Annotated in this window: 23 protein-coding genes; 19 read left to right on the top strand and 4 right to left on the bottom strand. The window is 56.5% G+C overall.

The genetic code is table 11. The features are described from left to right. Positions 1 to 187 precede the first annotated feature (187 nt). From pyrG to queE, 3 genes are all read left to right on the top strand, one after another. Positions 188 to 1,825 (top strand): glutamine hydrolyzing CTP synthase, encoded by a 1,638-nt coding sequence (pyrG, locus tag BY447_RS06775; protein WP_013358881.1) that lies wholly within the window; start codon positions 188 to 190, stop codon positions 1,823 to 1,825. 76 nt (positions 1,826 to 1,901) lie between these two features. Continuing rightward, entirely contained in the window at positions 1,902 to 3,197 is a 1,296-nt protein-coding gene (gene eno / locus BY447_RS06770) for a phosphopyruvate hydratase (protein ID WP_013358880.1), read from the top strand. Positions 3,198 to 3,346: 149 nt separating this feature from the next. Next, on the top strand, positions 3,347 to 4,018 hold the full coding sequence (queE, locus tag BY447_RS06765; RefSeq protein WP_110330820.1) for a 7-carboxy-7-deazaguanine synthase QueE: 672 nt from the start codon (positions 3,347 to 3,349) through the stop codon (positions 4,016 to 4,018). 90 nt (positions 4,019 to 4,108) lie between these two features. Here queE and queD read toward each other — a convergent pair whose 3' ends face one another. Further along, positions 4,109 to 4,468 carry a 6-carboxytetrahydropterin synthase QueD gene (gene queD, locus BY447_RS06760; RefSeq protein WP_013358878.1) on the bottom strand — a complete coding sequence of 120 codons (360 nt, stop codon included), beginning with the start codon at positions 4,466 to 4,468 and terminating at the stop codon, positions 4,109 to 4,111. Between the two features lie 298 nt (positions 4,469 to 4,766). On the opposite strand from queD, the gene cysJ reads away from it, so the two are divergent. From cysJ to BY447_RS06745, 3 genes are read left to right on the top strand one after another with little or no spacing between them, the layout of a single operon-like run. Then, entirely contained in the window at positions 4,767 to 6,578 is a 1,812-nt protein-coding gene (gene cysJ / locus BY447_RS06755; protein ID WP_110330819.1) for an NADPH-dependent assimilatory sulfite reductase flavoprotein subunit, read from the top strand. Next, a complete protein-coding gene (gene cysI / locus BY447_RS06750) occupies positions 6,578 to 8,299 on the top strand; it encodes an assimilatory sulfite reductase (NADPH) hemoprotein subunit (RefSeq protein ID WP_110330818.1) in 1,722 nt (573 codons plus the stop codon). The genes cysJ and cysI overlap by 1 nt, the downstream gene beginning before the upstream one ends. Beyond that, positions 8,296 to 9,030, top strand: coding sequence for a phosphoadenylyl-sulfate reductase (locus tag BY447_RS06745; protein WP_004571209.1), 735 nt, complete (start codon positions 8,296 to 8,298; stop codon positions 9,028 to 9,030). Before cysI ends, BY447_RS06745 begins: the two co-directional genes overlap by 4 nt. Before the next feature lie 59 nt (positions 9,031 to 9,089). On the opposite strand, the gene BY447_RS06740 is transcribed toward BY447_RS06745, so the two are convergent. Both BY447_RS06740 and BY447_RS06735 read right to left on the bottom strand, forming a co-directional pair. After that, positions 9,090 to 9,374 carry a YciI family protein gene (locus tag BY447_RS06740; protein ID WP_013358874.1) on the bottom strand — a complete coding sequence of 95 codons (285 nt, stop codon included), beginning with the start codon at positions 9,372 to 9,374 and terminating at the stop codon, positions 9,090 to 9,092. A gap of 9 nt (positions 9,375 to 9,383) precedes the next feature. Beyond that, positions 9,384 to 10,397: an aminopeptidase gene (locus BY447_RS06735; protein ID WP_110330817.1), complete on the bottom strand. Its 1,014-nt coding sequence runs from the start codon at positions 10,395 to 10,397 to the stop codon at positions 9,384 to 9,386. A gap of 365 nt (positions 10,398 to 10,762) precedes the next feature. On the opposite strand from BY447_RS06735, the gene cysG reads away from it, so the two are divergent. From cysG to rpoS, 13 genes are all read left to right on the top strand, one after another. Further along, a complete protein-coding gene (gene cysG, locus BY447_RS06730) occupies positions 10,763 to 12,178 on the top strand; it encodes a siroheme synthase CysG (RefSeq protein WP_013358872.1) in 1,416 nt (471 codons plus the stop codon). 9 nt (positions 12,179 to 12,187) lie between these two features. Next, positions 12,188 to 13,096 (top strand): sulfate adenylyltransferase subunit CysD, encoded by a 909-nt coding sequence (gene cysD / locus BY447_RS06725; protein WP_013358871.1) that lies wholly within the window; start codon positions 12,188 to 12,190, stop codon positions 13,094 to 13,096. 11 nt (positions 13,097 to 13,107) lie between these two features. Further along, positions 13,108 to 14,535, top strand: a complete 1,428-nt coding sequence (gene cysN, locus BY447_RS06720) for a sulfate adenylyltransferase subunit CysN (RefSeq protein ID WP_033783965.1) — start codon at positions 13,108 to 13,110, stop codon at positions 14,533 to 14,535. Then, positions 14,535 to 15,140, top strand: coding sequence for an adenylyl-sulfate kinase (gene cysC, locus BY447_RS06715; protein ID WP_013358869.1), 606 nt, complete (start codon positions 14,535 to 14,537; stop codon positions 15,138 to 15,140). Before cysN ends, cysC begins: the two co-directional genes overlap by 1 nt. Before the next feature lie 52 nt (positions 15,141 to 15,192). Further along, positions 15,193 to 15,513: a DUF3561 family protein gene (locus BY447_RS06710; protein ID WP_013358868.1), complete on the top strand. Its 321-nt coding sequence runs from the start codon at positions 15,193 to 15,195 to the stop codon at positions 15,511 to 15,513. Positions 15,514 to 15,681: 168 nt separating this feature from the next. Then, a complete protein-coding gene (gene ftsB / locus BY447_RS06705; protein ID WP_013358867.1) occupies positions 15,682 to 15,999 on the top strand; it encodes a cell division protein FtsB in 318 nt (105 codons plus the stop codon). 3 nt (positions 16,000 to 16,002) lie between these two features. Continuing rightward, positions 16,003 to 16,719 (top strand): 2-C-methyl-D-erythritol 4-phosphate cytidylyltransferase, encoded by a 717-nt coding sequence (gene ispD / locus BY447_RS06700; RefSeq protein ID WP_033783964.1) that lies wholly within the window; start codon positions 16,003 to 16,005, stop codon positions 16,717 to 16,719. After that, a complete protein-coding gene (gene ispF, locus BY447_RS06695) occupies positions 16,719 to 17,201 on the top strand; it encodes a 2-C-methyl-D-erythritol 2,4-cyclodiphosphate synthase (RefSeq protein ID WP_110331920.1) in 483 nt (160 codons plus the stop codon). Before ispD ends, ispF begins: the two co-directional genes overlap by 1 nt. Beyond that, positions 17,198 to 18,238, top strand: a complete 1,041-nt coding sequence (gene truD, locus BY447_RS06690; RefSeq protein WP_110330816.1) for a tRNA pseudouridine(13) synthase TruD — start codon at positions 17,198 to 17,200, stop codon at positions 18,236 to 18,238. Before ispF ends, truD begins: the two co-directional genes overlap by 4 nt. A 191-nt stretch (positions 18,239 to 18,429) precedes the next feature. After that, complete coding sequence (gene surE, locus BY447_RS06685) at positions 18,430 to 19,191, top strand: 5'/3'-nucleotidase SurE (RefSeq protein ID WP_110330815.1); 762 nt, start codon at positions 18,430 to 18,432, stop codon at positions 19,189 to 19,191. Further along, positions 19,185 to 19,811 (top strand): protein-L-isoaspartate(D-aspartate) O-methyltransferase, encoded by a 627-nt coding sequence (locus BY447_RS06680; RefSeq protein WP_013358862.1) that lies wholly within the window; start codon positions 19,185 to 19,187, stop codon positions 19,809 to 19,811. Before surE ends, BY447_RS06680 begins: the two co-directional genes overlap by 7 nt. Before the next feature lie 162 nt (positions 19,812 to 19,973). After that, entirely contained in the window at positions 19,974 to 21,074 is a 1,101-nt protein-coding gene (gene nlpD / locus BY447_RS06675) for a murein hydrolase activator NlpD (protein ID WP_013358860.1), read from the top strand. Positions 21,075 to 21,131: 57 nt separating this feature from the next. Continuing rightward, positions 21,132 to 22,124 (top strand): RNA polymerase sigma factor RpoS, encoded by a 993-nt coding sequence (gene rpoS / locus BY447_RS06670; RefSeq protein WP_009086923.1) that lies wholly within the window; start codon positions 21,132 to 21,134, stop codon positions 22,122 to 22,124. A gap of 133 nt (positions 22,125 to 22,257) precedes the next feature. Here the strand turns inward: rpoS and mutS are convergent, their stop codons facing one another. Then, positions 22,258 to 24,819, bottom strand: a complete 2,562-nt coding sequence (gene mutS / locus BY447_RS06665; protein ID WP_110330814.1) for a DNA mismatch repair protein MutS — start codon at positions 24,817 to 24,819, stop codon at positions 22,258 to 22,260. Between the last annotated feature and the right edge of the window lie 73 nt (positions 24,820 to 24,892).

The following is a 24,892-nucleotide window of genomic DNA, read 5'->3' as shown; positions in this document are numbered from 1 at the left end:
TTTCAGCGTGGCTACAACTTTGTGACGCACATCAACATTTCATTGGCAGCTATCCGCTATGTTAGGACGCAGCAATGCGTTGGAGGATGGCTGTGATTCATCAATTGTGGCTGATAGCGGTTTCCAGTATACTGTTTTCCCGTCCTGGTTATTCCACCGTCTTTAAACCTAAACTCTCAGGTTCAGCATGACAACGAATTATATTTTTGTGACCGGCGGGGTCGTTTCCTCTCTGGGTAAAGGCATTGCCGCCGCCTCCCTCGCAGCCATTCTCGAAGCTCGTGGTCTGAACGTGACCATCATGAAGCTGGACCCGTATATTAACGTGGATCCAGGCACCATGAGCCCGACCCAGCACGGCGAAGTTTTCGTCACTGATGACGGCGCTGAAACCGATCTCGATCTGGGTCACTACGAGCGCTTCATCCGCACCAAAATGTCGCGCCGTAACAACTTCACCACCGGCCGTATCTACTCAGAAGTCCTGCGCAAAGAGCGCCGTGGCGACTATCTGGGCGCAACCATTCAGGTTATCCCGCACATCACCAACGCCATCAAAGAGCGCATTATTGAAGGCGGTGAAGGTCATGATGTAGTGCTGGTCGAAATCGGCGGCACAGTAGGGGATATCGAATCACTGCCGTTCCTGGAAGCGATTCGCCAGATGGCCGTGGATGTGGGCCGCGAACACACCATGTATATGCACCTGACGCTGGTGCCTTACATGGCGGCGGCCGGTGAAGTGAAAACCAAACCGACTCAGCACTCCGTAAAAGAGCTGCTGTCGATTGGTATCCAGCCAGACGTGCTGATTTGCCGTTCTGATCGTGCCGTTCCGGCCAACGAACGCGCCAAAATCGCCCTGTTCTGTAACGTCCCTGAAAAAGCAGTTATCTCGCTGAAAGACGTGGATTCCATCTACAAGATTCCAGGCATGCTCAAGTCGCAGGGCCTGGATGACTACATCTGCAAGCGCTTCAACCTGAATGCACCGGAAGCCAACCTGGCCGAGTGGGAGCAGGTAATCTACGAAGAAGCCAATCCGGGTGGTGAAGTCACCATCGGTATGGTGGGCAAGTATGTTGAGCTGCCGGATGCCTATAAGTCAGTGATTGAAGCGCTGAAACATGGTGGCCTGAAAAATCGCGTCACCGTGAACATCAAACTGATCGATTCGCAGGATGTTGAATCCCGCGGTGTCGAATTACTGAAAGATCTGGATGCGATTCTGATCCCAGGCGGCTTCGGCTACCGTGGTGTGGAAGGCAAGCTGATGACCGCCCAGTACGCACGTGAAAACAACGTGCCGTACCTCGGCATCTGTCTGGGCATGCAGGTCGCGCTGATGGAGTTCGCGCGCAATGTCGCGGGCATGCCGGGCGCCAACTCCACTGAATTTGTGCCAGACTGTAAATACCCGGTGGTGGCATTAATCACCGAATGGCGTGACGAAGAAGGCAACGTCGAAGTCCGCAGCGAGCAGAGCGATCTGGGCGGCACCATGCGTCTGGGCAGCCAGCAGTGTCAGTTAACGCCGGGCAGCCAGGTTCGCCAGCTCTACGGCTCTGACACCATCGTTGAGCGCCATCGCCACCGCTACGAAGTGAACAATATGCTGTTAAAGCAGATTGAAGCAGCCGGTCTGCGCGTAGCAGGTCGCTCGGGTGATGATCAACTGGTTGAGATTATCGAGATCCCGAACCATCCGTGGTTTGTGGCCTGCCAGTTCCACCCTGAGTTTACCTCGACCCCACGCGACGGCCATCCGTTGTTTGCCGGCTTTGTTAAAGCCGCGCATGAGCATCAGAAGCGTTTAGCGAAGTAAGTTTCACAGACAACGCGCGAACTTTTCGCGCGTTGTCTGTCTTAGGATTGACTAACTTGTACTGAGGAAAATCGTAATGTCCAAAATCGTAAAAGTCATCGGTCGCGAAATTATCGACTCACGTGGTAACCCGACTGTTGAAGCTGAAGTGCATCTGGAAGGCGGTTTTGTAGGCCTGGCCGCTGCGCCATCAGGTGCCTCTACCGGTTCACGCGAAGCGCTGGAACTGCGTGACGGTGACAAATCACGTTTCCTGGGCAAAGGCGTAACCAAAGCCGTTGCTGCAGTAAACGGTCCGATTGCTGAAGCGGTAAAAGGCAAAGACGCGAAAGATCAGGCGAACATCGATAAGATCATGATCGACCTGGACGGTACTGAGAACAAATCTAACTTCGGTGCTAACGCCATTCTGGCTGTTTCACTGGCAGCGGCTAAAGCAGCGGCAGCTTCTAAAGGTCAGGCGCTGTATGAGCACATCGCTGAGCTGAACGGCACCCCAGGCAAATACTCTATGCCACTGCCTATGATGAACATCATCAACGGCGGCGAACATGCCGACAACAACGTCGACATCCAGGAATTCATGATCCAGCCGGTTGGCGCTTCTAACGTTAAAGAAGCTATCCGTATGGGTTCTGAAGTATTCCACAACCTGGCAAAAGTGCTGAAAAGCAAAGGCATGAGCACGGCAGTGGGTGACGAAGGCGGCTACGCACCTAACCTGGGTTCCAACGCCGAAGCGCTGGCAGTTATCGCTGAAGCGGTAAAAGCAGCAGGCTACGAGCTGGGCAAAGACATCACCCTGGCGATGGACTGTGCGGCATCTGAGTTCTATAAAGATGGCAAATACGTTCTGGCCGGTGAAGGCGGTAAAGCGTTCACCTCTGAAGAGTTCACCCACTTCCTGGAAGATCTGACTAAACAGTATCCGATCGTCTCTATCGAAGATGGCCTGGATGAATCTGACTGGGACGGCTTCGCCTACCAGACCAAAGTGCTGGGCGACAAAATCCAGCTGGTGGGTGACGACCTGTTCGTAACCAACACCAAAATCCTGAAAGAAGGTATCGATAAAGGTATCGCCAACTCCATTCTGATCAAATTCAACCAGATCGGTTCTCTGACCGAAACCCTGGCTGCGATCAAAATGGCGAAAGACGCGGGCTACACTGCCGTGATCTCTCACCGTTCAGGCGAAACTGAAGATGCAACCATCGCTGACCTAGCGGTAGGTACTGCAGCGGGCCAGATCAAAACCGGTTCAATGAGCCGTTCTGACCGTGTTGCTAAGTACAACCAGCTGATCCGTATCGAAGAAGCGCTGGGTTCTAAAGCGCCATTCAACGGTCTGAAAGAAGTTAAAGGTCAGTAATGACCCTGTGCTGATGGCGCATTAAGCGGCATCGCATACGCTGAAAGCCCCGCCTTGTGCGGGGCTTTTGCTTTTTCGTGTCGCGCAGCTGTTGTTGTGCGACACACGCTGGCATAATCAGCGCCCCGATTTATCCAGGCGAGTAAAAAATGTTCTACCCGATTAACGAAATGTTCCAGACACTGCAGGGCGAAGGTTATTACACCGGCGTGCCTGCCATTTTCATCCGCCTGCAGGGCTGCCCGGTGGGCTGTAGCTGGTGCGATACCAAACACACCTGGGAAAAGCGGGCAGATCGGGAAACGTCTCTGGGTGATATTTTGATCAAAACGGTGGAGAGCGACGCCTGGGGCGATGCCGATGCCGTCACACTGCTTCGTAGCATCGAACAGCAGGGCTGGACGGCGCGTCATGTGGTGATCACCGGTGGTGAACCGGCGATTTACGACCTGCGTCCGTTAACCACGATTCTGGAACAGCACGGTTTCCAGTGCCAGATTGAGACCAGCGGCACTCACGAGATCCACTGTTCTGAGCAGACCTGGGTGACTGTCTCGCCGAAGGTCAACATGCGCGGCGGCTACGATGTGCTGCCCCAGGCGCTGAGCCGGGCCAATGAAATTAAACATCCGGTGGCGCGTCAGCGTGATGTGGACGCACTGGATGGGCTGCTGGCGGGGATTGACGACACCAAAGCCCGAATCATCGCTCTGCAGCCTATCAGCCGCAAAGACGATGCTACACGACTCTGTATTGAAACCTGTATTGCACGCAACTGGCGTCTGTCGATGCAGACCCATAAATATCTCAATATCGCCTGATAGAGTGTGCAGAGCGGTTAACCACAGGGAAGGGGCTTATGCGGGATAGAAGCGAAACAGCGTCGGATCGAAAGGCTCGATCCGACAGGCTTAGCCGCGGTAAACGCAGCCTGCGGTGCAGGTTTCTTTGATCATGACCGCGCTTAACAGCGGCAGTTGCGGCTTCATCTGATCCCAGATCCATTTTGCCAGCACTTCGCTGGTGGGATTTTCCAGGCCAGGAATATCATTCAGATAGTAGTGGTCCAGCCGATTGTACAGAGGCTTAAACGCCGCCTTCAGTTCAGCAAAATCCATAACCCAGCCGGTATGCGCATCCACTTCGCCGGTAATCTCCAGACGAACCAGGAACGAATGACCGTGCAGACGGCCACATTTGTGTCCGGCCGGCACATTCGGAAGATGGTGCGCGGCTTCGAACTGGAACTCTTTAAACAAGGTGGTAGACATAGTGGTTCTCAGACATTAAAAAACCGCTGAATTCTACCTGATTACCGCTTTTTTCGCACCCGCGCCGCACAAAGCGATACTTTCACATCCGATTGCCGGATCGTGTCCAGCTAATTAACTGATAAATCATCCGTTTACTTACCAGTTTTAACGATTAGCTCTACCAGAAAAACCACTTAGTCATTTTGGTTATTTGATATGTCGAAGGCGTATTTAATCGTTAATATACAGCCCGGTAACCTACGCACTCTTCCGCCACTTTACGGTCCGGACTTCTGATACTGGAATTTTTAACGCGATGACGACTCAGGCACCTGGTTCACTGCTTCCGCTCTCCCCGGAACAACTCGCCCGCTTACAGGCGGCGACGACAGATTATTCCCCGACTCAACTGGCGTGGCTGTCAGGCTATTTCTGGGGCCGGGTAGAGCAGACGCCGGGTAGCGCCGTCGCCAGCAGCGCACCGTCCGCGCCCGCCGCTGAAACGCCGGTTATTACCCTGCTTTCTGCTTCCCAGACCGGCAATGCCCGTCGTCTGGCTGAGCAGCTGCGTGATGACCTGCTGGCCGCGAAGCTGAACGTAAACCTGGTGAATGCCGGTGATTACAAGTTTAAGCAGATTGGCCAGGAAAAAATGCTGGTGGTCGTAACCTCTACTCAGGGCGAAGGCGAGCCGCCGGAAGAGGCGGTAGCGCTGCATAAATTCCTGATGTCGAAGAAGGCACCGAAAATGGAGGGTGCGGCCTTTGCGGTGTTTGGCCTGGGCGACACCTCTTATGAATTCTTCAGTCAGGCGGGCAAAGATTTTGACAATCGTCTGGCTGAGCTGGGCGGCGAACGCCTTCTGGATCGCGTTGATGCGGATGTCGAGTATGCAGAGCAGGCTTCCGCCTGGCGCAGTGCGCTGACCGACATTCTGAAACAGCGCGTGCCCACCGAATCTCCGGCGCAGGCTGCGGCGACAGCGGCAGGCAGCGTTAATGAAGTGACCACCAGCCCCTACAGCAAAGAGTCTCCACTCAGCGCCAGTCTGGCGGTGAATCAGAAAATTACCGGACGTGACTCAGATAAAGATGTGCGCCATATCGAAATCGATCTGGGCGACTCCGGTCTGCGCTACCAGCCGGGCGATGCGCTGGGCGTCTGGTATGAAAATGACGCGGCACTGGTCAGTGAACTGCTGGAGCTGGTCTGGCTGAAAGGCGATGAGCCGGTAGAGATTCAGGGCAAAACCCTGCCGCTGGCGGAGGCGCTGCAAAAGCATTTCGAGCTGACGGTGAACACCGCGCAGATCGTCGCGCAGTACGCCCAGCTGTCCCGTAATGCGGAGCTGCTGGCGCTGGTGGATGATAAAGCCCGGTTGCAGCACTATGCGCAGAACTATCCGATTGTGGATATGGTGCGTCTGGCTCCGGCTGAACTCACGGCAGAACAGCTGACCGGCCTGCTGCGACCGCTGACGCCGCGACTCTATTCTATCGCCTCTTCGCAGGCCGAAACCGACACCGAAGTGCACATCACCGTGGGTGCAGTGCGCTTCGATATTGAAGGTCGCCAGCGCGGCGGCGGTGCATCGACCTGGCTGGCCGATCGCATTGAAGAAGAGGGCGAAGTCCGTGTCTTCATTGAGCACAACGATAATTTCCGCCTGCCGGCTAATCCGGACGCGCCGGTGATCATGATTGGCCCGGGCACCGGCATCGCGCCGTTCCGCGCCTTTATGCAGCAGCGCGACAACGACGGTGCCAGCGGCAAAAACTGGCTATTCTTTGGTAATCCGCACTTCACCGACGATTTCCTCTATCAGGTGGAGTGGCAGAAATATGTGAAGGATGGGCTGCTGACCCATATCGATCTCGCCTGGTCACGCGATCAGGCCGAGAAGATTTACGTACAGGATAAGATCCGCGCGAAAGGGGCTGAAGTCTGGCGCTGGATTGAAGAGGGCGCGCATCTGTATGTCTGTGGCGACGCGAATCGTATGGCAAAAGACGTCGAGCAGGCATTGCTGGATGTGGTGGTCGAACACGGCGGAATGGATCGTGAAACGGCCGACGAATTTTTAAGTGAGCTGCGCATTGAGCGCCGTTATCAGCGAGACGTTTACTAATGAGCGATAAACACCCTGGACCGCTGGTTGTAGAAGGCAAATTAGCAGACGCTGAGCGTCTGAAGAAGCAGAGCAACTATCTGCGCGGCACCATCAAAGAAGATTTGGAAGAAGGTCTGACCGGCGGCTTTACCGGCGATAACTTCCTGCTGATCCGTTTTCACGGCATGTACCAGCAGGACGATCGCGACATTCGTGCCGAACGTGCAGAGCAGAAACTGGAGCCTCGCCACGCCATGATGCTGCGCTGCCGACTGCCGGGCGGGATCATCACGCCGACGCAGTGGCTGGCCATCGACAAATTTGCTACCGATAAAACCATTTATGGCAGCATCCGTCTGACCAACCGTCAGACTTTCCAGTTTCACGGTATTCTGAAGAAGAACGTCAAGCCGACGCATCAGATGCTGCATGAAGTGGGGCTGGATGCGCTGGCGACCGCCAACGACGTCAACCGTAACGTGCTCTGTACGTCGAACCCGGTTGAGTCGGAACTGCATCAGGAAGCGTATGAGTGGGCGAAGAAGCTCTCCGAGCATCTGCTGCCGCGCACCCGTGCCTATGCAGAAATCTGGTGGGATAAAGAAAAAGTCGCGACAACAGACGAAGAGCCGATTCTCGGTGAAACCTATCTGCCGCGTAAATTCAAAACGACGGTAGTGATCCCGCCGCACAACGATGTGGATCTGCACGCCAACGATCTGAACTTTGTCGCCGTCGCCGAGAATGGCAAGCTGGTGGGCTTCAACCTGCTGGTGGGTGGTGGCCTTTCGATCGAGCACGGTAACAAAGCGACTTACGCGCGTACCGCCAGCGAATTTGGTTACTTCCCGGTTGAGAAGATCCTTGATGTTGCCGAGGCGGTCGTGACGACGCAGCGTGACTGGGGTAACCGTACCGATCGTAAAAACGCCAAAACCAAATATACCCTTGAACGTGTTGGTGTCGAGACCTTTAAAACGGAAGTTGAAAAGCGCGCTGGCCTGACGTTTGAGCCGATCCGTCCCTATGAGTTCACCACCCGTGGCGATCGCATTGGCTGGATCAAAGGCATCGACAACAAATGGCACCTCACGCTGTTTATTGAAAATGGCCGCCTGCTCGACTATCCGGGCCGACCGCTGAAAAGCGGTATCGCGGAAATTGCGAAAATCCATCAGGGTGACTTCCGCCTGACTGCCAACCAGAACCTGATTGTGGCGGGCGTGCCGGAAAGCGAAAAAGCGCAGATTGAAGCGATCGCCCGCGAGCATGGTCTGATGGATCATGTGACGCCACAGCGCGAAAACTCCATGGCCTGCGTTGCGTTCCCGACCTGTCCGCTGGCGATGGCAGAAGCCGAACGCTTCCTGCCCGCGTTTGTGACCAAAGTCGAGGGCATCATGCACGCGCATGGCGTTGGTGATGAGCACATAGTGTTACGCGTTACCGGTTGTCCGAACGGTTGCGGCCGTGCCATGCTGGCGGAGCTGGGTCTGGTGGGTAAAGCGCCAGGCCGCTACAACCTGCATCTGGGCGGAAACCGCAGCGGAACGCGTATTCCCCGTATGTACCGTGAAAACATTAACGAAAGCGAAATTCTCGCCACCATTGATGAGCTGGTGGGACGCTGGGCCACCGAGCGCCAGGCCGCTGAAGGCTTTGGTGACTTCACCATCCGCGCAGGCATTGTTGCGCCGGTGCTGGACCCGGCACGCGACTTCTGGGAGGAAGCAAAATGAGTCAGCCCGACCTCGCAGCACTGAATGAGATGTCCAAAGTCCAGCGTGCGATGGCGCTGGCCGCGACCAATGCACAACTGGAGAAGTCATCAGCAGAAGAGCGGGTCAGCTGGGCGCTGGAGAATTTACCGGGCGCCTACGTGCTCTCCTCCAGTTTCGGTATTCAGGCGGCGGTGTCGCTGCATCTGGTGACGCGTCAGCAGCCCGATATTCCGGTGATCCTCACCGACACCGGCTATCTGTTCCCGGAGACCTATCGTTTTATTGATGAGCTGGCGGACCAGCTCAATCTCAACCTCAAAGTGTTCCGCGCCGAAACCTCACCGGCCTGGCAGGAAGCGCGCTACGGCAAGCTGTGGGAGCAGGGCGTCGAGGGGATTGAGAAATATAACGAGATCAATAAAGTCGAGCCGATGAACCGGGCTATCGAAACCCTGGGTGCCCAGACCTGGTTTGCCGGCCTGCGCCGTGACCAGTCCGGCAGCCGGGCAAATCTGCCGGTGCTGGGCGTGCAGCGTGGCGTCTTTAAGCTGTTGCCGATTATTGACTGGGATAACCGCCAGATTCATCAGTACCTGGAACAGCACAAGCTGAAGTACCATCCGCTGTGGGATGAAGGCTATCTTTCAGTAGGTGATACCCATACCACCCGTAAATGGGAGCCGGGTATGGCAGAAGAAGAGACGCGCTTTTTCGGTCTTAAGCGCGAGTGTGGTCTGCACGAAGGCTGATGACGTTCTCCTCTCCCCCGCGAGGGGGAGAGAATGTCTTCACGCAGTCAGTCAGGAAGTTAAACGCCTTTTAATCCGGCAAACGCCTCCGCTTCGCGCGTCACATTCACCTTCGTCACCTCATACTCCGCCACGGCAACAAATGGATCTTCCGCTAAGATCGCATCCAGCTTTTCACGTTCCATCTCTCTGACCAGCAACATGCCGCCCGTGCGTGGATCTTTACGTCCCGCGGCAATAAAAAAGCCCGCATCAAAATAGCGATCGAGCCAGTCGATATGGCCTGCCAGCAGCGCTTCAACCTCTTCTACCGGACGAACATAATTCAGAAAAACTACGTACATGTCAGATCCTCACACTTTAGGATTGGTCAGTTCGCTGATCAGCGGCAGCAGCACGCGGACGCTGTCGCGGGTTCGCAGGGCTATCTGGCCCGGCAGCCAGCGGTCGAGATAGCTCAGATTATCCAGGTCAGTCTGATGACGGGTCACGCCATCCGGAAAGTGGTGGCTGCGATGACGCTGTAATGCGCCATCTTTATTCCCCAGCGTCCAGTTGCTGGCGGTCACATCGAGCAGCGGAAAGCCCGCCCTGTCGAAGGCATTCAGACCGTTGAAGTCTTTGCGAGTCAGCTGATGACTGGCAGCGGGAATGCCCTGCTGACGGGCCAGTAGCAGCGCGCGATCGCTGGTCTGCTTGCGCACTGCCCGGGGCGTGTTCATGCCGCTGTTGAAATAGAGATGATCGCCGGTGATCAGGCTATTGAGATCGATGACCAGCAGCGTGTTCTTCTTTTCACGCGTGCTCATCCGCTCAACGTAATCATCCATGCCGTGCAGGTCGGTTTCTCCGGCGCTGAGTGCCACAAAGCGGATGCCGTAGTGCAGCGGTTTACGACTCAGCTGCTGCGCCAGCTCCAGCATCACGCCAAGACCCGACGCATTATCGTCGACGCCCTGCAGACGTAAGCCGCCCAGATTATGATGGACCTGGCTGCTGTTCTGCGGCGTCCAGGTATCCAGATGTGCCACGATCAGAATCTCCTGCGGCACGCTGCCGGCGCGCGCAGCAATCACCGAGGTGGCAGTGAGCTTATGCCAGCGCTGCGTGCCGTCATCTTCCTGCCACTTATAGCCGGTGTTGAACTGGCGGGTATCGGTTTTATACCCCAGCGCGGTAAATTGCTGTTGCAGATAGTCAGCGGCCATCAACTCAGCCGGACTACCACTCATGCGGCCAGGAAAATAAGTGGCGATGTGCCGGACCTGCTGTTCGGCAAACTGACCCGCTGGCGCGGCCAGGGCCTGCGGGGAAATGAGTGCGCTCAACAAAACTGTCGCGACCCTCAGGCGGAGGGAACAAAACATAATGCATCCTTTTTTTCATTATCCGGGAGCCAACAGGCATGCGGGCCAGGCCTGCTCATGCCGCGCGCATTATACCCCTTTTGTTCTGCGAGCTGGTTAGCGGAATCGGGCGCTGCTGAGAGGGAAAGCACCTACGCATATTTATCGCTGGCACTTATCTGCTTTTGCGGGCGCAGGCGCTGACCGGAATGTGTGAGCCTGTTCACGAAAAAGCCATTAAATTTCATCTGCTAAGATCAAATTGTTCTGTGCTTTGCGGTGCCGTTATTCCATTCGGTAACTACTCATTCCAATTCGTAATTTCATCTGGATAAACTCAGCGACGTATAGTCGCGTTAATACAAAGTTAAATCATCAGGGTTAACGTGGACTATTTGCCTCTTTTTGCCGATCTCTCTGGCCGCCCGGTTCTGGTTGTCGGCGGTGGAGATATTGCGGCGCGAAAAATTGAACTGCTGCGTCGCGCGCGCGCGCGCGTTCAGATCGCCTCTCGTGAACTCTGCCCGGAACTGCAGGCACTGCTGGATAAGCAGGAGCTGGAGTGGGTGGCGACCGAATTTGATCCGTCCCAGCTGGATGGCGTTTTCCTGGTGATTGCTGCCACCGACGATAACCATCTCAACACCCAGGTTTTTGAAGCCGCAAACGCGCGGCATAAGCTGGTTAACGTGGTCGACGACCAGCCAAAATGCACCTTTATCTTCCCGTCGATTGTTGACCGCTCACCGCTGGTAGTGGCGATCTCCTCCAGCGGCACCGCGCCGGTGCTGGCACGCATGTTGCGCGAAAAAATCGAAACGCTGCTGCCTGCCAGTCTTGGTCAGATGGCGGAGGTAGCCGGACTCTGGCGCGATAAGGTCAAACAGCGCTTCAGCCGCATGTCCGATCGTCGGCGTTTCTGGGAGCGGGCCTTCGACGGTCTGTTCGCCAGTCAGATGTCAGCCGGTAACGTCGAAGAGGCGAAGCGCACGCTGGACCGTGAACTGCTGGAAGAGCCAACCCGTCAGGGCGAGATCTTTCTGGTCGGTGCCGGGCCGGGCGACAGCGGCCTGCTGACGCTGCGTGGCCTGCAGGTAATGCAGTTAGCTGATGTGGTGCTCTACGACCATCTGGTCAGCGAAGAGGTGCTGGACCTGGTGCGTCGCGACGCCGACCGCATCTGCGTCGGTAAACGCGCCAGCGCGCATACGTTACCGCAGGAAGAGATTAATCAGTTGCTGGTTTCACTGGCGCTGAAAGGTAAGCGCGTTGTCCGCCTCAAGGGTGGCGATCCCTTTATCTTTGGCCGCGGCGGCGAAGAGCTGCAGGCGGCACAGCAGGCGGGCGTGCCGTTCCAGGTGGTGCCGGGCGTGACCGCGGCTGCTGGTGCGACGGCCTATGCCGGGATTCCGCTGACCCATCGCGATTACGCGCAGAGCGTGATGTTTATTACCGGTCACTGCCGTCCCGATGGCGATGATATCGACTGGCCATCGCTGGCGCGCGCGCGTCAGACGCTGGCGATCTACATGGGCACGGTTAAGGCGGCTGCTATCAGCGCGGCGCTGATTCAGCACGGTCGCGCGCCATCAACGCCAGTGGCGGTGATCAGTCGTGGCACCCGTCAGGATCAACAGGTGCTGACCGGCACCTTAGAACAACTTGAGGCGCTGGCCGCCTCGGCACCTACTCCGGCGCTGCTGGTGATCGGAGAGGTGGTTAATCTGCACGGGCAACTCGCCTGGTTTAAACATTCAGCACAGCAGGGGACTCGCGAGTCCGCCGTTGTCAATCTGGCTTGAGGGAAAATCATGGACCAAAAACGACTCACTCATCTGCGTCAGCTGGAGGCGGAGAGTATCCACATCATTCGCGAAGTGGCGGCGGAGTTCAGCAATCCGGTGATGATGTACTCTATCGGCAAAGACTCCTCGGTGATGCTGCATCTGGCGCGTAAAGCCTTTTATCCGGGCACGCTGCCGTTCCCGCTGCTGCATGTGGATACCGGCTGGAAATTCCGTGAAATGTACGCGTTCCGCGACCGCACCGTGAAAGCGATGGGCGCAGAGTTGCTGGTTCACCGCAACCCGGAAGGCGTGGCGATGGGGATTAACCCCTTTGTCCACGGCAGTGCCAAACACACTGACATCATGAAGACCGAAGGGCTGAAGCAGGCGCTGAACAAATATGGTTTCGATGCGGCCTTTGGCGGCGCACGTCGTGATGAAGAGAAGTCACGCGCCAAAGAGCGTATCTACTCCTTCCGTGACCGCTTCCACCGCTGGGATCCGAAAAACCAGCGTCCTGAGCTGTGGCACAACTACAACGGCCAGATCAACAAGGGCGAAAGCATCCGCGTCTTCCCGCTGTCGAACTGGACTGAACTGGATATCTGGCAGTACATCTTCCTGGAAAACATCGAGATCGTGCCGCTCTATCTCGCCGCGCCGCGTCCGGTGCTGGAGCGTGATGGCATGCTGATGATGATCGATGACGATCGCATTAACCTGCAGCCGGGTGAAGAGATCACCCAGCGGATGGTCCGTTTCCGTACGCTCGGCTGCTGGCCGCTGACCGGTGCGGTAGAGTCCGAAGCGCAGACGCTGCCGGAGATCATCGAAGAGATGCTGGTCTCCACCACCAGCGAGCGTCAGGGTCGCATGATCGATCGCGATCAGTCCGGTTCGATGGAACTGAAAAAACGCCAGGGTTATTTCTAAGGAGACGCCAGATGAATACCGTAATTGCACAACAGATTGCCGACCAGGGCGGCGTTGAAGCCTGGCTGACCGCTCAACAGCATAAGAGCCTGCTGCGTTTTTTGACCTGCGGCAGCGTTGACGATGGAAAAAGTACCCTGATTGGTCGTCTGCTGCACGACACCCGTCAGATCTATGAAGATCAGCTTTCATCACTGCACAACGACAGCAAACGTCACGGCACCCAGGGCGAGAAGCTCGATCTGGCGCTGCTGGTGGATGGCCTGCAGGCGGAACGTGAGCAGGGCATTACCATTGATGTGGCCTACCGCTACTTCTCGACCGAAAAGCGTAAATTTATTATCGCGGATACGCCGGGACATGAGCAGTACACCCGCAACATGGCGACTGGCGCGTCAACCTGCGATCTGGCGATCCTGCTGATCGATGCGCGTAAGGGCGTCCTGGATCAGACCCGCCGTCACAGCTTTATCTCGACGCTGCTGGGCATCAAGCACCTGGTGGTGGCGATCAACAAGATGGATCTGGTGGAGTACGAGCAGACACGCTTCGAGCAGATCAAACAGGATTACCTCGACTTTGCTGCCCAGTTGCCGGAAGATCTTGATATCCGCTTTGTGCCGATGTCAGCGCTGGAAGGGGATAACGTCGCTTCCGCCAGCCAGACTATGCCGTGGTACAGCGGCCCGACTCTGCTGGATGTGCTGGAAACCGTGGAGCTGAAGCGCGTTGTCGATCATCAGCCGATGCGTTTCCCGGTGCAATATGTGAACCGCCCGAACCTGGATTTCCGTGGCTATGCCGGTACCCTGGCGTCAGGCAGCGTGCAGGTCGGCCAGCGCGTAAAAGTGCTGCCGTCTGGCGTGGAGTCGACGATTGCCCGCATTGTCACCTTTGATGGCGATCTGCAGGAAGCGGGTGCAGGTGAAGCGATCACCCTGGTGCTGCAGGATGAGATTGATATCAGCCGTGGCGATTTGCTGGTCGATGCCAGCGAAGCGCTGTCGGCGGTGCAGTCTGCCAGTGTTGATGTGGTCTGGATGGCGGAACAGCCGCTGCAGGCCGGTCAGAGCTATGATCTGAAAATCGCCGGTAAGAAAACCCGTGGTCGCGTTGAGAAGGTGCTGCATCAGGTTGAGATCAACTCGCTGGAGACACGTCAGGTCGATTCGCTGCCGCTGAACGGTATTGGTCGCATTGAGATCACCTTTGACGAACCGATGGTGCTCGACAGCTATCAGCAGAATCCGGTAACCGGCGGCATGATCTTTATCGATCGCCTGAGCAACGTCACCGTGGGTGCCGGTATGATCCATCAGCCAAATCATGATGCGCCGGTTAACAGTGGTGAATTCAGCGCGTTTGAGCTGGAACTGAATGCGCTGGTGCGTCGTCACTTCCCACACTGGAACGCGCGCGACCTGCTGGGCGGTCAATAATGGCGCAGCACGATGACAACGTGGTGTGGCATGACCATCCGGTAACACGCGCTTCTCGCGAGCAGCAGCACGGCCATCAGGGCGTGGTGCTGTGGTTCACCGGGCTTTCGGGCTCGGGGAAATCCACCGTCGCAGGTGCGCTGGAGCAGGCGCTGCACCGCATCGGTGTCAGCACCTATCTGCTGGATGGTGACAATGTGCGCCACGGCCTCTGTCGTGACCTCGGCTTCAGCGATGATGACCGCAAGGAAAACATCCGCCGGGTCGGTGAAGTGGCGAAACTGATGGTGGATGCCGGACTCGTGGTGCTCACCGCCTTTATTTCGCCGCATCGCGCCGAGCGTCAGATGGTGCGCGACCTGCTGGAGCCAGGGCAGTTTATCGAGGTGTTTGTCGATACGCCGTTAGCCGTGTGTGAAGCGCGCGATCCGAAAGGGTTATATCGTAAAGCGCGCGCCGGTGAGCTGCGTAATTTCACCGGCATCGACAGCGTCTATGAGGCGCCAGACAGCCCGGAAATCCAGCTGGATGGCGAACAATTGGTTACAAAACTGGCCGCCCAATTGTTAGACCTGCTGCGCGACCGCGATATCATCAGATCCTGAAGAGACAGCGGCAGATCGTCTGATCTGCCGCCCTCGCGCCAACAGGATGCCTATGCAGAACATTACCCCAATGCTCGCCCGTAAAGATGACTCCGCCCCGGATGAGCCACGCTCACTGCTGCCGGGCGGCGTTATCGGTTTTCTTGCTTACGGGTGTGCGCTGGCGATCCCTTTCCTGCTGTTCGGTTCTAACACGCTGTTTTTCTTTCTCTATACCTGGCCATTCTTTCTGGCGCTGTTGCCGGTCGCCGTGGTTACGGGTATTGCACTGAATACGCTGCTGAGCGGACAGTGGCTCTGGGCCGCGCTCGCCACTGTGATTATGGTGGTCACGCTCTTCTGGTTAATGTTCTCCTTTCTCTCCGGCTGGTAGCCATCACTGCGCCCGTGCTGATGTGCAAACGCATCGGCAGGTTACAAATCTTTTCCCGCCAGAATCGGGACTCATTACGCATACGCGCAGCAAAGCATGCCATTTTCGCCGCTGGTGTGGAGTCCTGTGCAAAGTTATGGGATGATTGGGCCGTTTTTAGGGGGCGGGATGGGAAAACTGACGTTACTGTTATTGGTGCTGCTAGGCTGGCTGCAATATTCATTGTGGCTGGGGAAAAATGGCATCCATGACTATACGCGCGTCAATGATGATGTCGCGGTGCAACAGGCAAACAATGCCAAACTGAAATCGCGAAACGATCAGCTGTTTGCCGAAATTGACGACCTCAATGGCGGCTCGGAAGCGATCGAGGAGCGTGCACGCAATGAACTGGGCATGATTAAGCCCGGTGAGACTTTCTATCGTCTGGTGCCTGACCAGAACAAACGCAACGCGCAACAAGCAGCGCAAAACCAACAACGATAAACCATGAACACTCTGGCCTCCCTTGCGGATGTGATTGCCGTGGTGCCCGCTGCCGGGATCGGCAGCCGCATGCAGGCAACCTGTCCGAAGCAGTATCTGACCATTGGTCAGCACACCCTTCTGGAACACAGCATTGCACGTCTGTTTTCCCATCCCGCCATCAGACAGGTGATTGTTGCCCTCAGCCCCGATGACGAGCACTTTGCTTCCCTGCCGCTGGCGCGCGATCCGCGTGTGCTCAGGGTGACAGGCGGAGAAACCCGTGCCGAATCGGTGCTGGCCGGACTGCAGGCCGCACAGGGTTCCGCCTGGGTGCTGGTGCATGACGCTGCGCGTCCCTGTCTGCATCCCGACGATCTCCAGCAACTGCTCAACGTGCGCGAACAGAGCCACGTAGGCGGAATTCTGGCTGCGCCAGTGCGTGACACCATGAAGCGGGGCGAGCCGGGCAAAGCGGCAGTAGCCCATACCGTAGAACGTGACGATCTCTGGCACGCCTTAACGCCGCAATTTTTCCCTCATGCGCTGCTTACCGCCTGCCTGACGCGGGCGCTGACAGAAGGCGCGACCATCACCGATGAAGCCTCGGCGCTGGAGTATTGCGGCTACCATCCGCTGTTAGTCAGCGGACGCAGTGATAACATCAAAGTCACCCGGCCAGAAGATCTGGCGCTGGCGGCTTTTTATCTGAGTCAGATTCAATTAAAGGAGAGCGCATGATGCGTATCGGTCACGGTTTTGACGTTCACGCCTTTGGCGGAGAAGGTCCGTTAGTGATTGGCGGTGTGCGGATCCCGTTTGAACACGGTTTTATCGCCCATTCCGATGGCGATGTGGCGCTGCATGCGCTGACTGACGCACTGCTGGGCGCAGTAGCGATGGGCGATATCGGCAAGCTGTTTCCCGACACCGATCCGGCCTTTAAAGGGGCGGACAGCCGCGGCCTGCTGCGTGAGGCCTGGCGTCGTATCGAAGCCAAAGGCTATCGTATCGGTAATGTCGACGTCACGATTATTGCTCAGGCACCGAAAATGCTGCCGCACGTGCCACAGATGCGTATCAACATTGCAGAAGACTTAGGCTGCCACATGGATGCGGTCAACGTCAAAGCGACCACCACCGAGAAGCTCGGCTTTACCGGGCGCGGCGAAGGGATCGCCTGTGAAGCGGTCGCATTAGTCCTGAAAGCTGGCAGCCAATGACGCTGAATTACCTGCACGGCACGCCCACAGCCGTCGGCGTGATCAAAGCCAACCCGGAAGATTTCGTGGTGGTGGAAGACCTCGGGTATGGCGCGGATGGTGAAGGTGAGCACTTACTGGTGCGCATCCGCAAAGTCGGGGCCAATACCCGCTTTGTGGCGGAGGCGCTGGCTAAGTATCTTGGTATTCATCAGCGCGACATGAGCTATGCCGGGATGAAAGACCGCCATGCGGTCACGGAGCAGACTCTCTGTTTTCGTCTGCCAGGTAATGCGATGCCCGATCTGCGCGGTTTTTCGCTTGACGGCGTCGACATTCTGCAGGTGGTGCGCCACAAGCGTAAGCTGCGCATCGGCGCACTGGCGGGGAATGCATTCCGGCTGGTTATCCGCCAGATCAGCGACCGCGATGCGGTTGAAACGCGTCTGGTGCAGGTTCGCGATGCGGGAGTGCCCAACTATTTTGGTGAACAGCGTTTTGGTCGCGGCGGCAATAACCTGGTGATGGCAGAGAAGTGGGCACGCAATGAAATTATCATTCGCGACCGCAACAAGCGCAGCCTGATGCTCTCTGCTGCACGCAGTGCGCTGTTTAATCAGGTGACCAGCGCGCGTCTGCAACAGCAGAGCAGCCTGACGCAGGTGCTCAACGGCGATGCTTTGCAGCTGACTGGCCGTGGCAGCTGGTTTGTCGCCCAGCCTGATGAACTGGCAGAGTCACAGCGCCGGGTTGAACAGCATGCGCTGCGCATTACCGCGCCGCTGCCGGGACGCGGCGAGCCGGGCCCGCAGGCTGACGCGCTGGCCTTTGAACAGCAGGCGCTGGCGGATGAGTCGCTGCTGCTGGGATTGATCGAACGTGAGAAGGTTGATGCAGCCCGCCGCGCTATGCTGGTGGTGCCGCGCGATATGCAGTGGAGCTGGTGGGATGACGTCACGCTGGAAGTGTCGTTCTGGCTGCCTGCGGGTAGCTTTGCCACCAGCGTAGTCCGGGAGCTGCTGACTCAAACGGATTCGCCCGATCAGCCTGATGAGTAATCTTCGCTGCAACATGACCCGACTTGTGGGTAATGTTGCGGCAAACCCCCACCGTCGTGTGATTTACGCCTACCACTTCCTTGCGTGCCTCGCTAGAATGCAAAAATCGCTGTCCATTCATCACCTGTTGCCATGCCGTTCAAACAGGTTCAGTCACGGCGACCAGTCGAATTAAAAAAGGTCAGAACGAAATGCGGATATTGCTCAGCAACGATGACGGCATTCATGCGCCAGGCATTCAGACTCTGGCAAACGCTCTGCGGCAGATTGCTGACGTGCAGGTTGTTGCTCCCGATCGTAACCGAAGCGGTGCCTCTAACTCCTTAACGCTGGAAACACCCCTGCGTACTTTCACCCATGAAAACGGCGATATCGCGGTTCAGATGGGTACCCCGACCGATTGCGTCTATCTGGGGGTGAATGCGCTGATGCAGCCGCGTCCCGACATTGTCGTGTCAGGCATCAACGCCGGCCCCAATCTGGGCGATGATGTCATCTACTCCGGCACGGTGGCGGCGGCGATGGAAGGGCGGCATCTTGGTTTACCGGCGATAGCGGTTTCACTTAACGGCCATCAGCACTATGCCACCGCGGCAGCGGTGACCTGCGCGATCCTCAGTGCGCTGACGCATGAACCGCTGCGCACCGGCCGCATTCTCAACATCAATGTCCCCGATCTGCCGCTGACCGAACTCAAAGGCATCCGCGTGACGCGCTGTGGCAGTCGCCATCCGGCGGATCAGGTGATTGCGCAGCAGGATCCGCGTGGCAATACCCTCTACTGGATTGGCCCGCCGGGCGAAAAACTGGATGCGGGCCCGGATACGGACTTTGCCGCCGTGGATCAGGGTTACGTTTCTGTCACCGCACTGCATGTCGATTTAACGGCACACAGTGCGCAGAACGTGCTTAGTGACTGGCTGGCTAAAGCTGAGGTGAACCTGGCATGGTGAATCGGCGTATTGAGACACTGCTGTCACAACTGCGTCAGCAGGGTATTGATGATGAAAACCTGCTGAAAGCCATCAGCGAGGTGCCGCGCGAACGGTTTATCGACGAGGCGTTTGAGCATAAAGCCTGGGACAATGTGGCCTTGCCTATCGGCTCCGGTCAGACGATTTCACAGCCTTATATGGTCGCGCGGATGACCGCGTTGCTCGGGCTGAATCCGCATTCGCGTGTACTGGAGATTGGTACGGGTTCCGGGTATCAGACAGCGATTCTTGCCCATCTGGTCGACCATGTCTATTCAGTGGAACGCATCAAAGGGCTGCAATGGCAGGCCAAACGCCGTCTGAAACAGCTGGATCTGCATAATGTATCAACCCGCCATGGCGATGGCTGGCAGGGCTGGCCATCTCGCGGTCCGTTCGATGCCATCATTGTTACCGCCGCTCCACCGGAAATTCCGATTGCGCTGATAGCACAACTGGCAGAAGGCGGCATTATGGTGCTGCCGGTTGGCGAAGATCAGCAGGTACTGAAGCGCCTGCGCCGTCAGGGCGAAGAGGTCACGGAAGAGATCATTGAACCGGTGCGTTTTGTTCCGCTCGTACAGGGCGATCTCGCCTGACGCTCTTCGTATTTCTTCACAACTGTTTCATGGCACCACCTGGTTGATATTGTTACTATCCAGTTCATTCAACGAAAACACAGATTTTATCGCGCCGCGCAGAGCATTCTGCTGGCGGGTACAGTGAAACAGATAGATCAGCGTTGCCATCACGGGGGATTAATGAGCACGGGAAGCACACTTTTTCAGTTACGCCGTCTGGCGGCACTTTCACTGGTAGGATTCTGGCTGGCAGGCTGCAGCTCTGGCGACAACTCACAGGCACCGATCAGCCGCGTTGGCGATGATGGCGGCATGATGAACAGCCAGGCTGGCGCAGGCCCGGTTTCGGGTGGTGTGCCTGCCGCGCCGTCTCAGGGACAAATGTTAAGCAGAAATTCAGCATCCGTCCCCAGCAATGGCGGAATGGTTAGTACCAACAGTAATGTTGAGACGCAGAACGGCCGGATCGTGTACAACCGCAGTTACCAGAATATTCCTAAGGGTAGCTACTCCGGTGAAACGTATACCGTTAAGCGCGGAGACACCTTGTTTTATATTGCCTGGATTACCGGCAATGATTTCCGTGATTTAGCCCAGCGCAACAACGTTGCTGCGCCATACAGCCTGAATGTGGGTCAGACTTTACAGATTGGTAACGGGTCGGGTCAGCCGATTACCGGTGGCAATCCCATTACCGTTGCTGATGCAACGCAGGGCGGCGTTCCGGCGGCGCCACAAATTAAATCGCCTGCTGTTGCACAGCAACCTGTTATTACGTATTCTGATGATTCAGGTAATTCGGGTGGCAGCAAATTGTTGCCTTCGAAAGGAGCAAATGTTGCAACGACAACAGCTCCGGTGGTTACCGCACCCCCAACGGTTAGCAGTACTACCAACAGTTCAACGCCGGTCGGAAGCTGGCGCTGGCCGACTGACGGGAAGATTATCGATAACTTCTCTGCCGCCGAAGGTGGCAATAAAGGTATCGATATCGCCGGGACGCGCGGACAATCTGTGGTTGCCACTGCTTCAGGACGAGTGGTTTACGCAGGTAACGCACTCCGGGGTTACGGTAATTTAATCATCATTAAACACAACGATGATTACCTGAGCGCCTACGCCCACAACGATACAATGCTGGTTCGGGAACAACAGGAAGTTAAGGCGGGGCAAAAGATCGCTACCATGGGTAGCACCGGAACCAGTTCAGTCAGATTACACTTTGAAATTCGTTACAAGGGGAAATCCGTAAACCCGTTGCGTTATTTACCGCAGCGATAATCCGGCAGAACAAACCCTTTTTATGTTCTGCCCTGGAATCACGGGTAGGAGCCGCTTATGAGCCAGAATACGCTGAAAGTAAACGAGTTACATGAGAACGCGGAATTCGATGAGAACGGAGCTGAAATTTTTGACGAGAAGGCCCTTGTTGAAAATGAAGCCAGTGATAGCGACGTAGCGGAAGAAGAGTTGCTATCACAGGGTGCGACGCAGCGTGTATTAGATGCGACGCAGCTCTATCTTGGGGAGATTGGCTATTCTCCGTTGTTAACGGCAGAGGAAGAAGTTTTCTTCGCTCGCCGTGCATTGCGGGGTGATATCCCTTCCCGTCGTCGCATGATCGAAAGTAACTTACGCCTGGTGGTGAAAATCGCCCGTCGTTACAGCAATCGTGGTTTAGCACTGCTGGACCTGATTGAAGAAGGTAACCTCGGCCTGATTCGCGCCGTAGAGAAATTTGACCCGGAGCGTGGGTTCCGTTTCTCAACGTACGCCACCTGGTGGATTCGTCAGACTATTGAACGGGCGATCATGAATCAAACCCGTACCATTCGTCTGCCGATTCACATTGTTAAAGAACTGAATGTTTATCTGCGTACCGCGCGTGAACTTTCCCACAAGCTCGACCATGAGCCAAGTGCGGAAGAGATCGCCGAGCAGCTTGATAAACCAGTTGATGACGTAAGCCGTATGTTACGTCTCAACGAACGCATTACCTCAGTTGATACGCCATTAGGCGGTGATTCTGAAAAAGCGCTGCTGGATATTCTGGCCGATGAGAAAGATAACGGCCCGGAAGACACCACGCAGGACGATGATATGAAACAAAGTATCGTCAAGTGGCTGTTCGAACTGAACGCCAAGCAGCGTGAAGTGCTGGCGCGTCGTTTCGGCCTGTTGGGCTATGAAGCGGCAACGCTTGAGGATGTGGGTCGTGAAATCGGCTTAACCCGTGAGCGTGTACGTCAGATTCAGGTTGAAGGTTTGCGCCGTCTGCGCGAAATCCTGCAGGCGCAGGGTCTCAACATTGAAGCACTGTTTCGTGAATAATCGTCTGTAAGATGGTCTGAGTTCGAATGCAAAAAGCGGTGGTGAAAACCACCGTTTTTTTTATGCCTGCAGAAAAGTGATTTACAAAGAAATGCCAGTGCCGCACCGTGCTTTTACACGATACGGCGTGCTATCACACCAGCGATTTAAGCCGATAAATCCAGTCAAGTGCCTGACGCGGTGTCAGCGTATCCGGATCCAGCGCCTCAAGCGCCTCCACCGCTGGTGAGGTCTCTTCAACCAGCAGCGGCAGCTGAGAACCCTCTACCGTTGATGATGCCGAGTGGTTTGAAACGGTCTCCAGCTCTTTCAGCTTGTTCCGCGCCCGCTTGATCACCTCTTTAGGCACACCGGCCAGCGCGGCGACGGCCAGACCATAACTCTTGCTTGCAGCCCCTTCCTGAACGCTGTGCATAAAGGCGATGGTGTCGCCATGCTCAACCGCATCCAGATGAACGTTGACCACGCCTTCCATTTTTTCCGGCAATGTTGTCAGCTCGAAGTAGTGAGTGGCAAACAGTGTCATTGCCTTGATGCGGTTCGCCAGGTTTTCAGCACAGGCCCAGGCTAGCGATAAACCGTCGTAGGTTGAGGTGCCGCGTCCAATCTCATCCATCAGCACCAGACTGTTTTCAGTGGCGTTGTGGAGGATGTTAGCGGTCTCGGTCATCTCCACCATAAAGGTCGAGCGCCCGGAGGCGAGATCGTCAGCTGCACCGACGCGGGTAAAGATGCGATCCAGCGGGCCAATCAGCGTCTCATCAGCAGGAACAAAACTGCCGATCCATGCCATCAGTGCAATCAGTGCCGCCTGTCGCATATAGGTACTTTTACCGCCCATGTTGGGACCGGTAATGATCAGCATTCTGCGCTGTGGTGCCAGTGACAGCGGGTTAGCAATAAACGGCTCTTTCAGAACCTGCTCAACCACCGGATGGCGACCGCCGCTGATTTTAATTCCGGCTTTATCCTGCAGCACCGGACGGCAGTAGTTCAGGGTCCAGGCACGTTCGGCCAGGTTGCTCAATACGTCCAGTTCGGCCAGCGCGGCGGCACTCAGCTGCAGCGCTTCAAGGTGCGGCAGCAGCTGATCGAACAGCGCCTCATACAGGCTTTTCTCCAGCGACAGCGCTTTGCCCTTCGAGGTGAGGACTTTGTCTTCGTACTCTTTCAGTTCCGGGATGATGTAGCGTTCAGCATTTTTCAGCGTCTGACGACGGACATAGTGCATCGGCACCTGATGGCTCTGGCCACGGCTGACCTGAATGTAATAGCCATGCACACCGTTAAAGCCGACCTTCAGCGTATCCAGTCCCAGCTTCTCGCGTTCGCGGATCTCCAGCCGGTCCAGATAGTCGGTTGCGCCATCGGCCAGCGCGCGCCACTCATCCAGCTCTGCATTGTAGCCGGGCGCGATCACGCCGCCGTCACGAATCAGCACCGGCGGTGACTCAATCACCGCCTGCTCCAGCAGCTCGCGTAGTGCGGTGAATTCGCCCATCTGCGTGCGCAGCTTTTGTAGCTGTGGCGCTTTTACGTCGGCCAGCAGCTGGTTCAGTTCTGGCAGTTGCTGAAACGCATGGCGCATGCGGGCCAGATCGCGCGGACGGGCGGTGCGCAGTGCGAGTCGCGCCAGGATACGTTCCAGATCGCCAACCTGACGCAGCACCGGTTGCAGGACTTCGCTGAGATTCTGCAGCTCAGCAATCGACTCCTGACGCTGGTTAATGATGCGCACATCGCGCAGCGGCATATGCAGCCAGCGCTTCAGCATCCGGCTGCCCATTGGCGTAACGGTTTTATCCAGCACGGCCGCTAAGGTGTTGTCGGTGCCGCCTGCCAGGTTCTGGGTGATCTCCAGATTACGGCGGGTGGCGGCATCCATGATGATGCTATCCTGCTGCCGCTCCATGCTCAGCGAGCGGATATGGGGCAGTGTGGTGCGCTGGGTATCTTTGACATATTGCAGCAGGCAGCCCGCCGCGCTCAGCCCGAGGTGCGCGTTCTCCACGCCGAAGCCATTGAGGTCGCGGGTGCCAAACTGCAGGTTCAGCTGCTGGCGCGCGGTATCGATCTCAAACTCCCACAGCGGACGACGGCGCAGGCCACGACGCTGATCGATCAGCGACATTGCCTGAAAATCCTCGGGATAGAGCAGCTCGGCGGGGTTGGTGCGCTGCAGCTCTGCCGCCATGGTTTCAGCATCCGCCGGTTCGCTTAAGCGAAAACGGCCTGAGCTGATATCCAGCGTGGCGTAGCCAAAACCGCGCGGACTTTGCACAATCGCCGCCAGCAGATTGTCATGCCGCTCCTGCAACAGCGCCTCATCACTGATGGTGCCGGGTGTTACGATGCGCACCACTTTGCGCTCCACCGGGCCTTTGCTCAGCGCCGGATCGCCTATCTGCTCACAGATGGCAACCGATTCGCCCAGCTGCACCAGCTTAGCCAGATAGCCTTCAACCGCATGATAGGGCACACCCGCCATCGGGATCGGTTCGCCCGCGGACGCCCCGCGTTTGGTAAGTGAAATCTCCAGCAGCTGCGAGGCGCGTTTGGCGTCGTCATAAAACAGCTCGTAGAAGTCACCCATCCGGTAAAACAGCAGAATATCAGGATGCTCCGCCTTGAGGCGCAGGTACTGCTGCATCATGGGCGTATGGGAAGGAAAGTCCTTTTCGGTTGGCTCTTGCATAAGGTTTTAACTCATCTTTAATGCGGTAAATTTCTGGCGGTCAACGCCCATGAAACCGAAAGGGATTCCAGGC

The organism is Pantoea sp. JKS000250, from assembly GCF_003201065.1.
Lineage (GTDB): Bacteria > Pseudomonadota > Gammaproteobacteria > Enterobacterales > Enterobacteriaceae > Pantoea > Pantoea vagans.
Note: the sequence above shows the minus strand (reverse complement) of the source record. Positions and strands in the feature narration are given on the sequence as shown.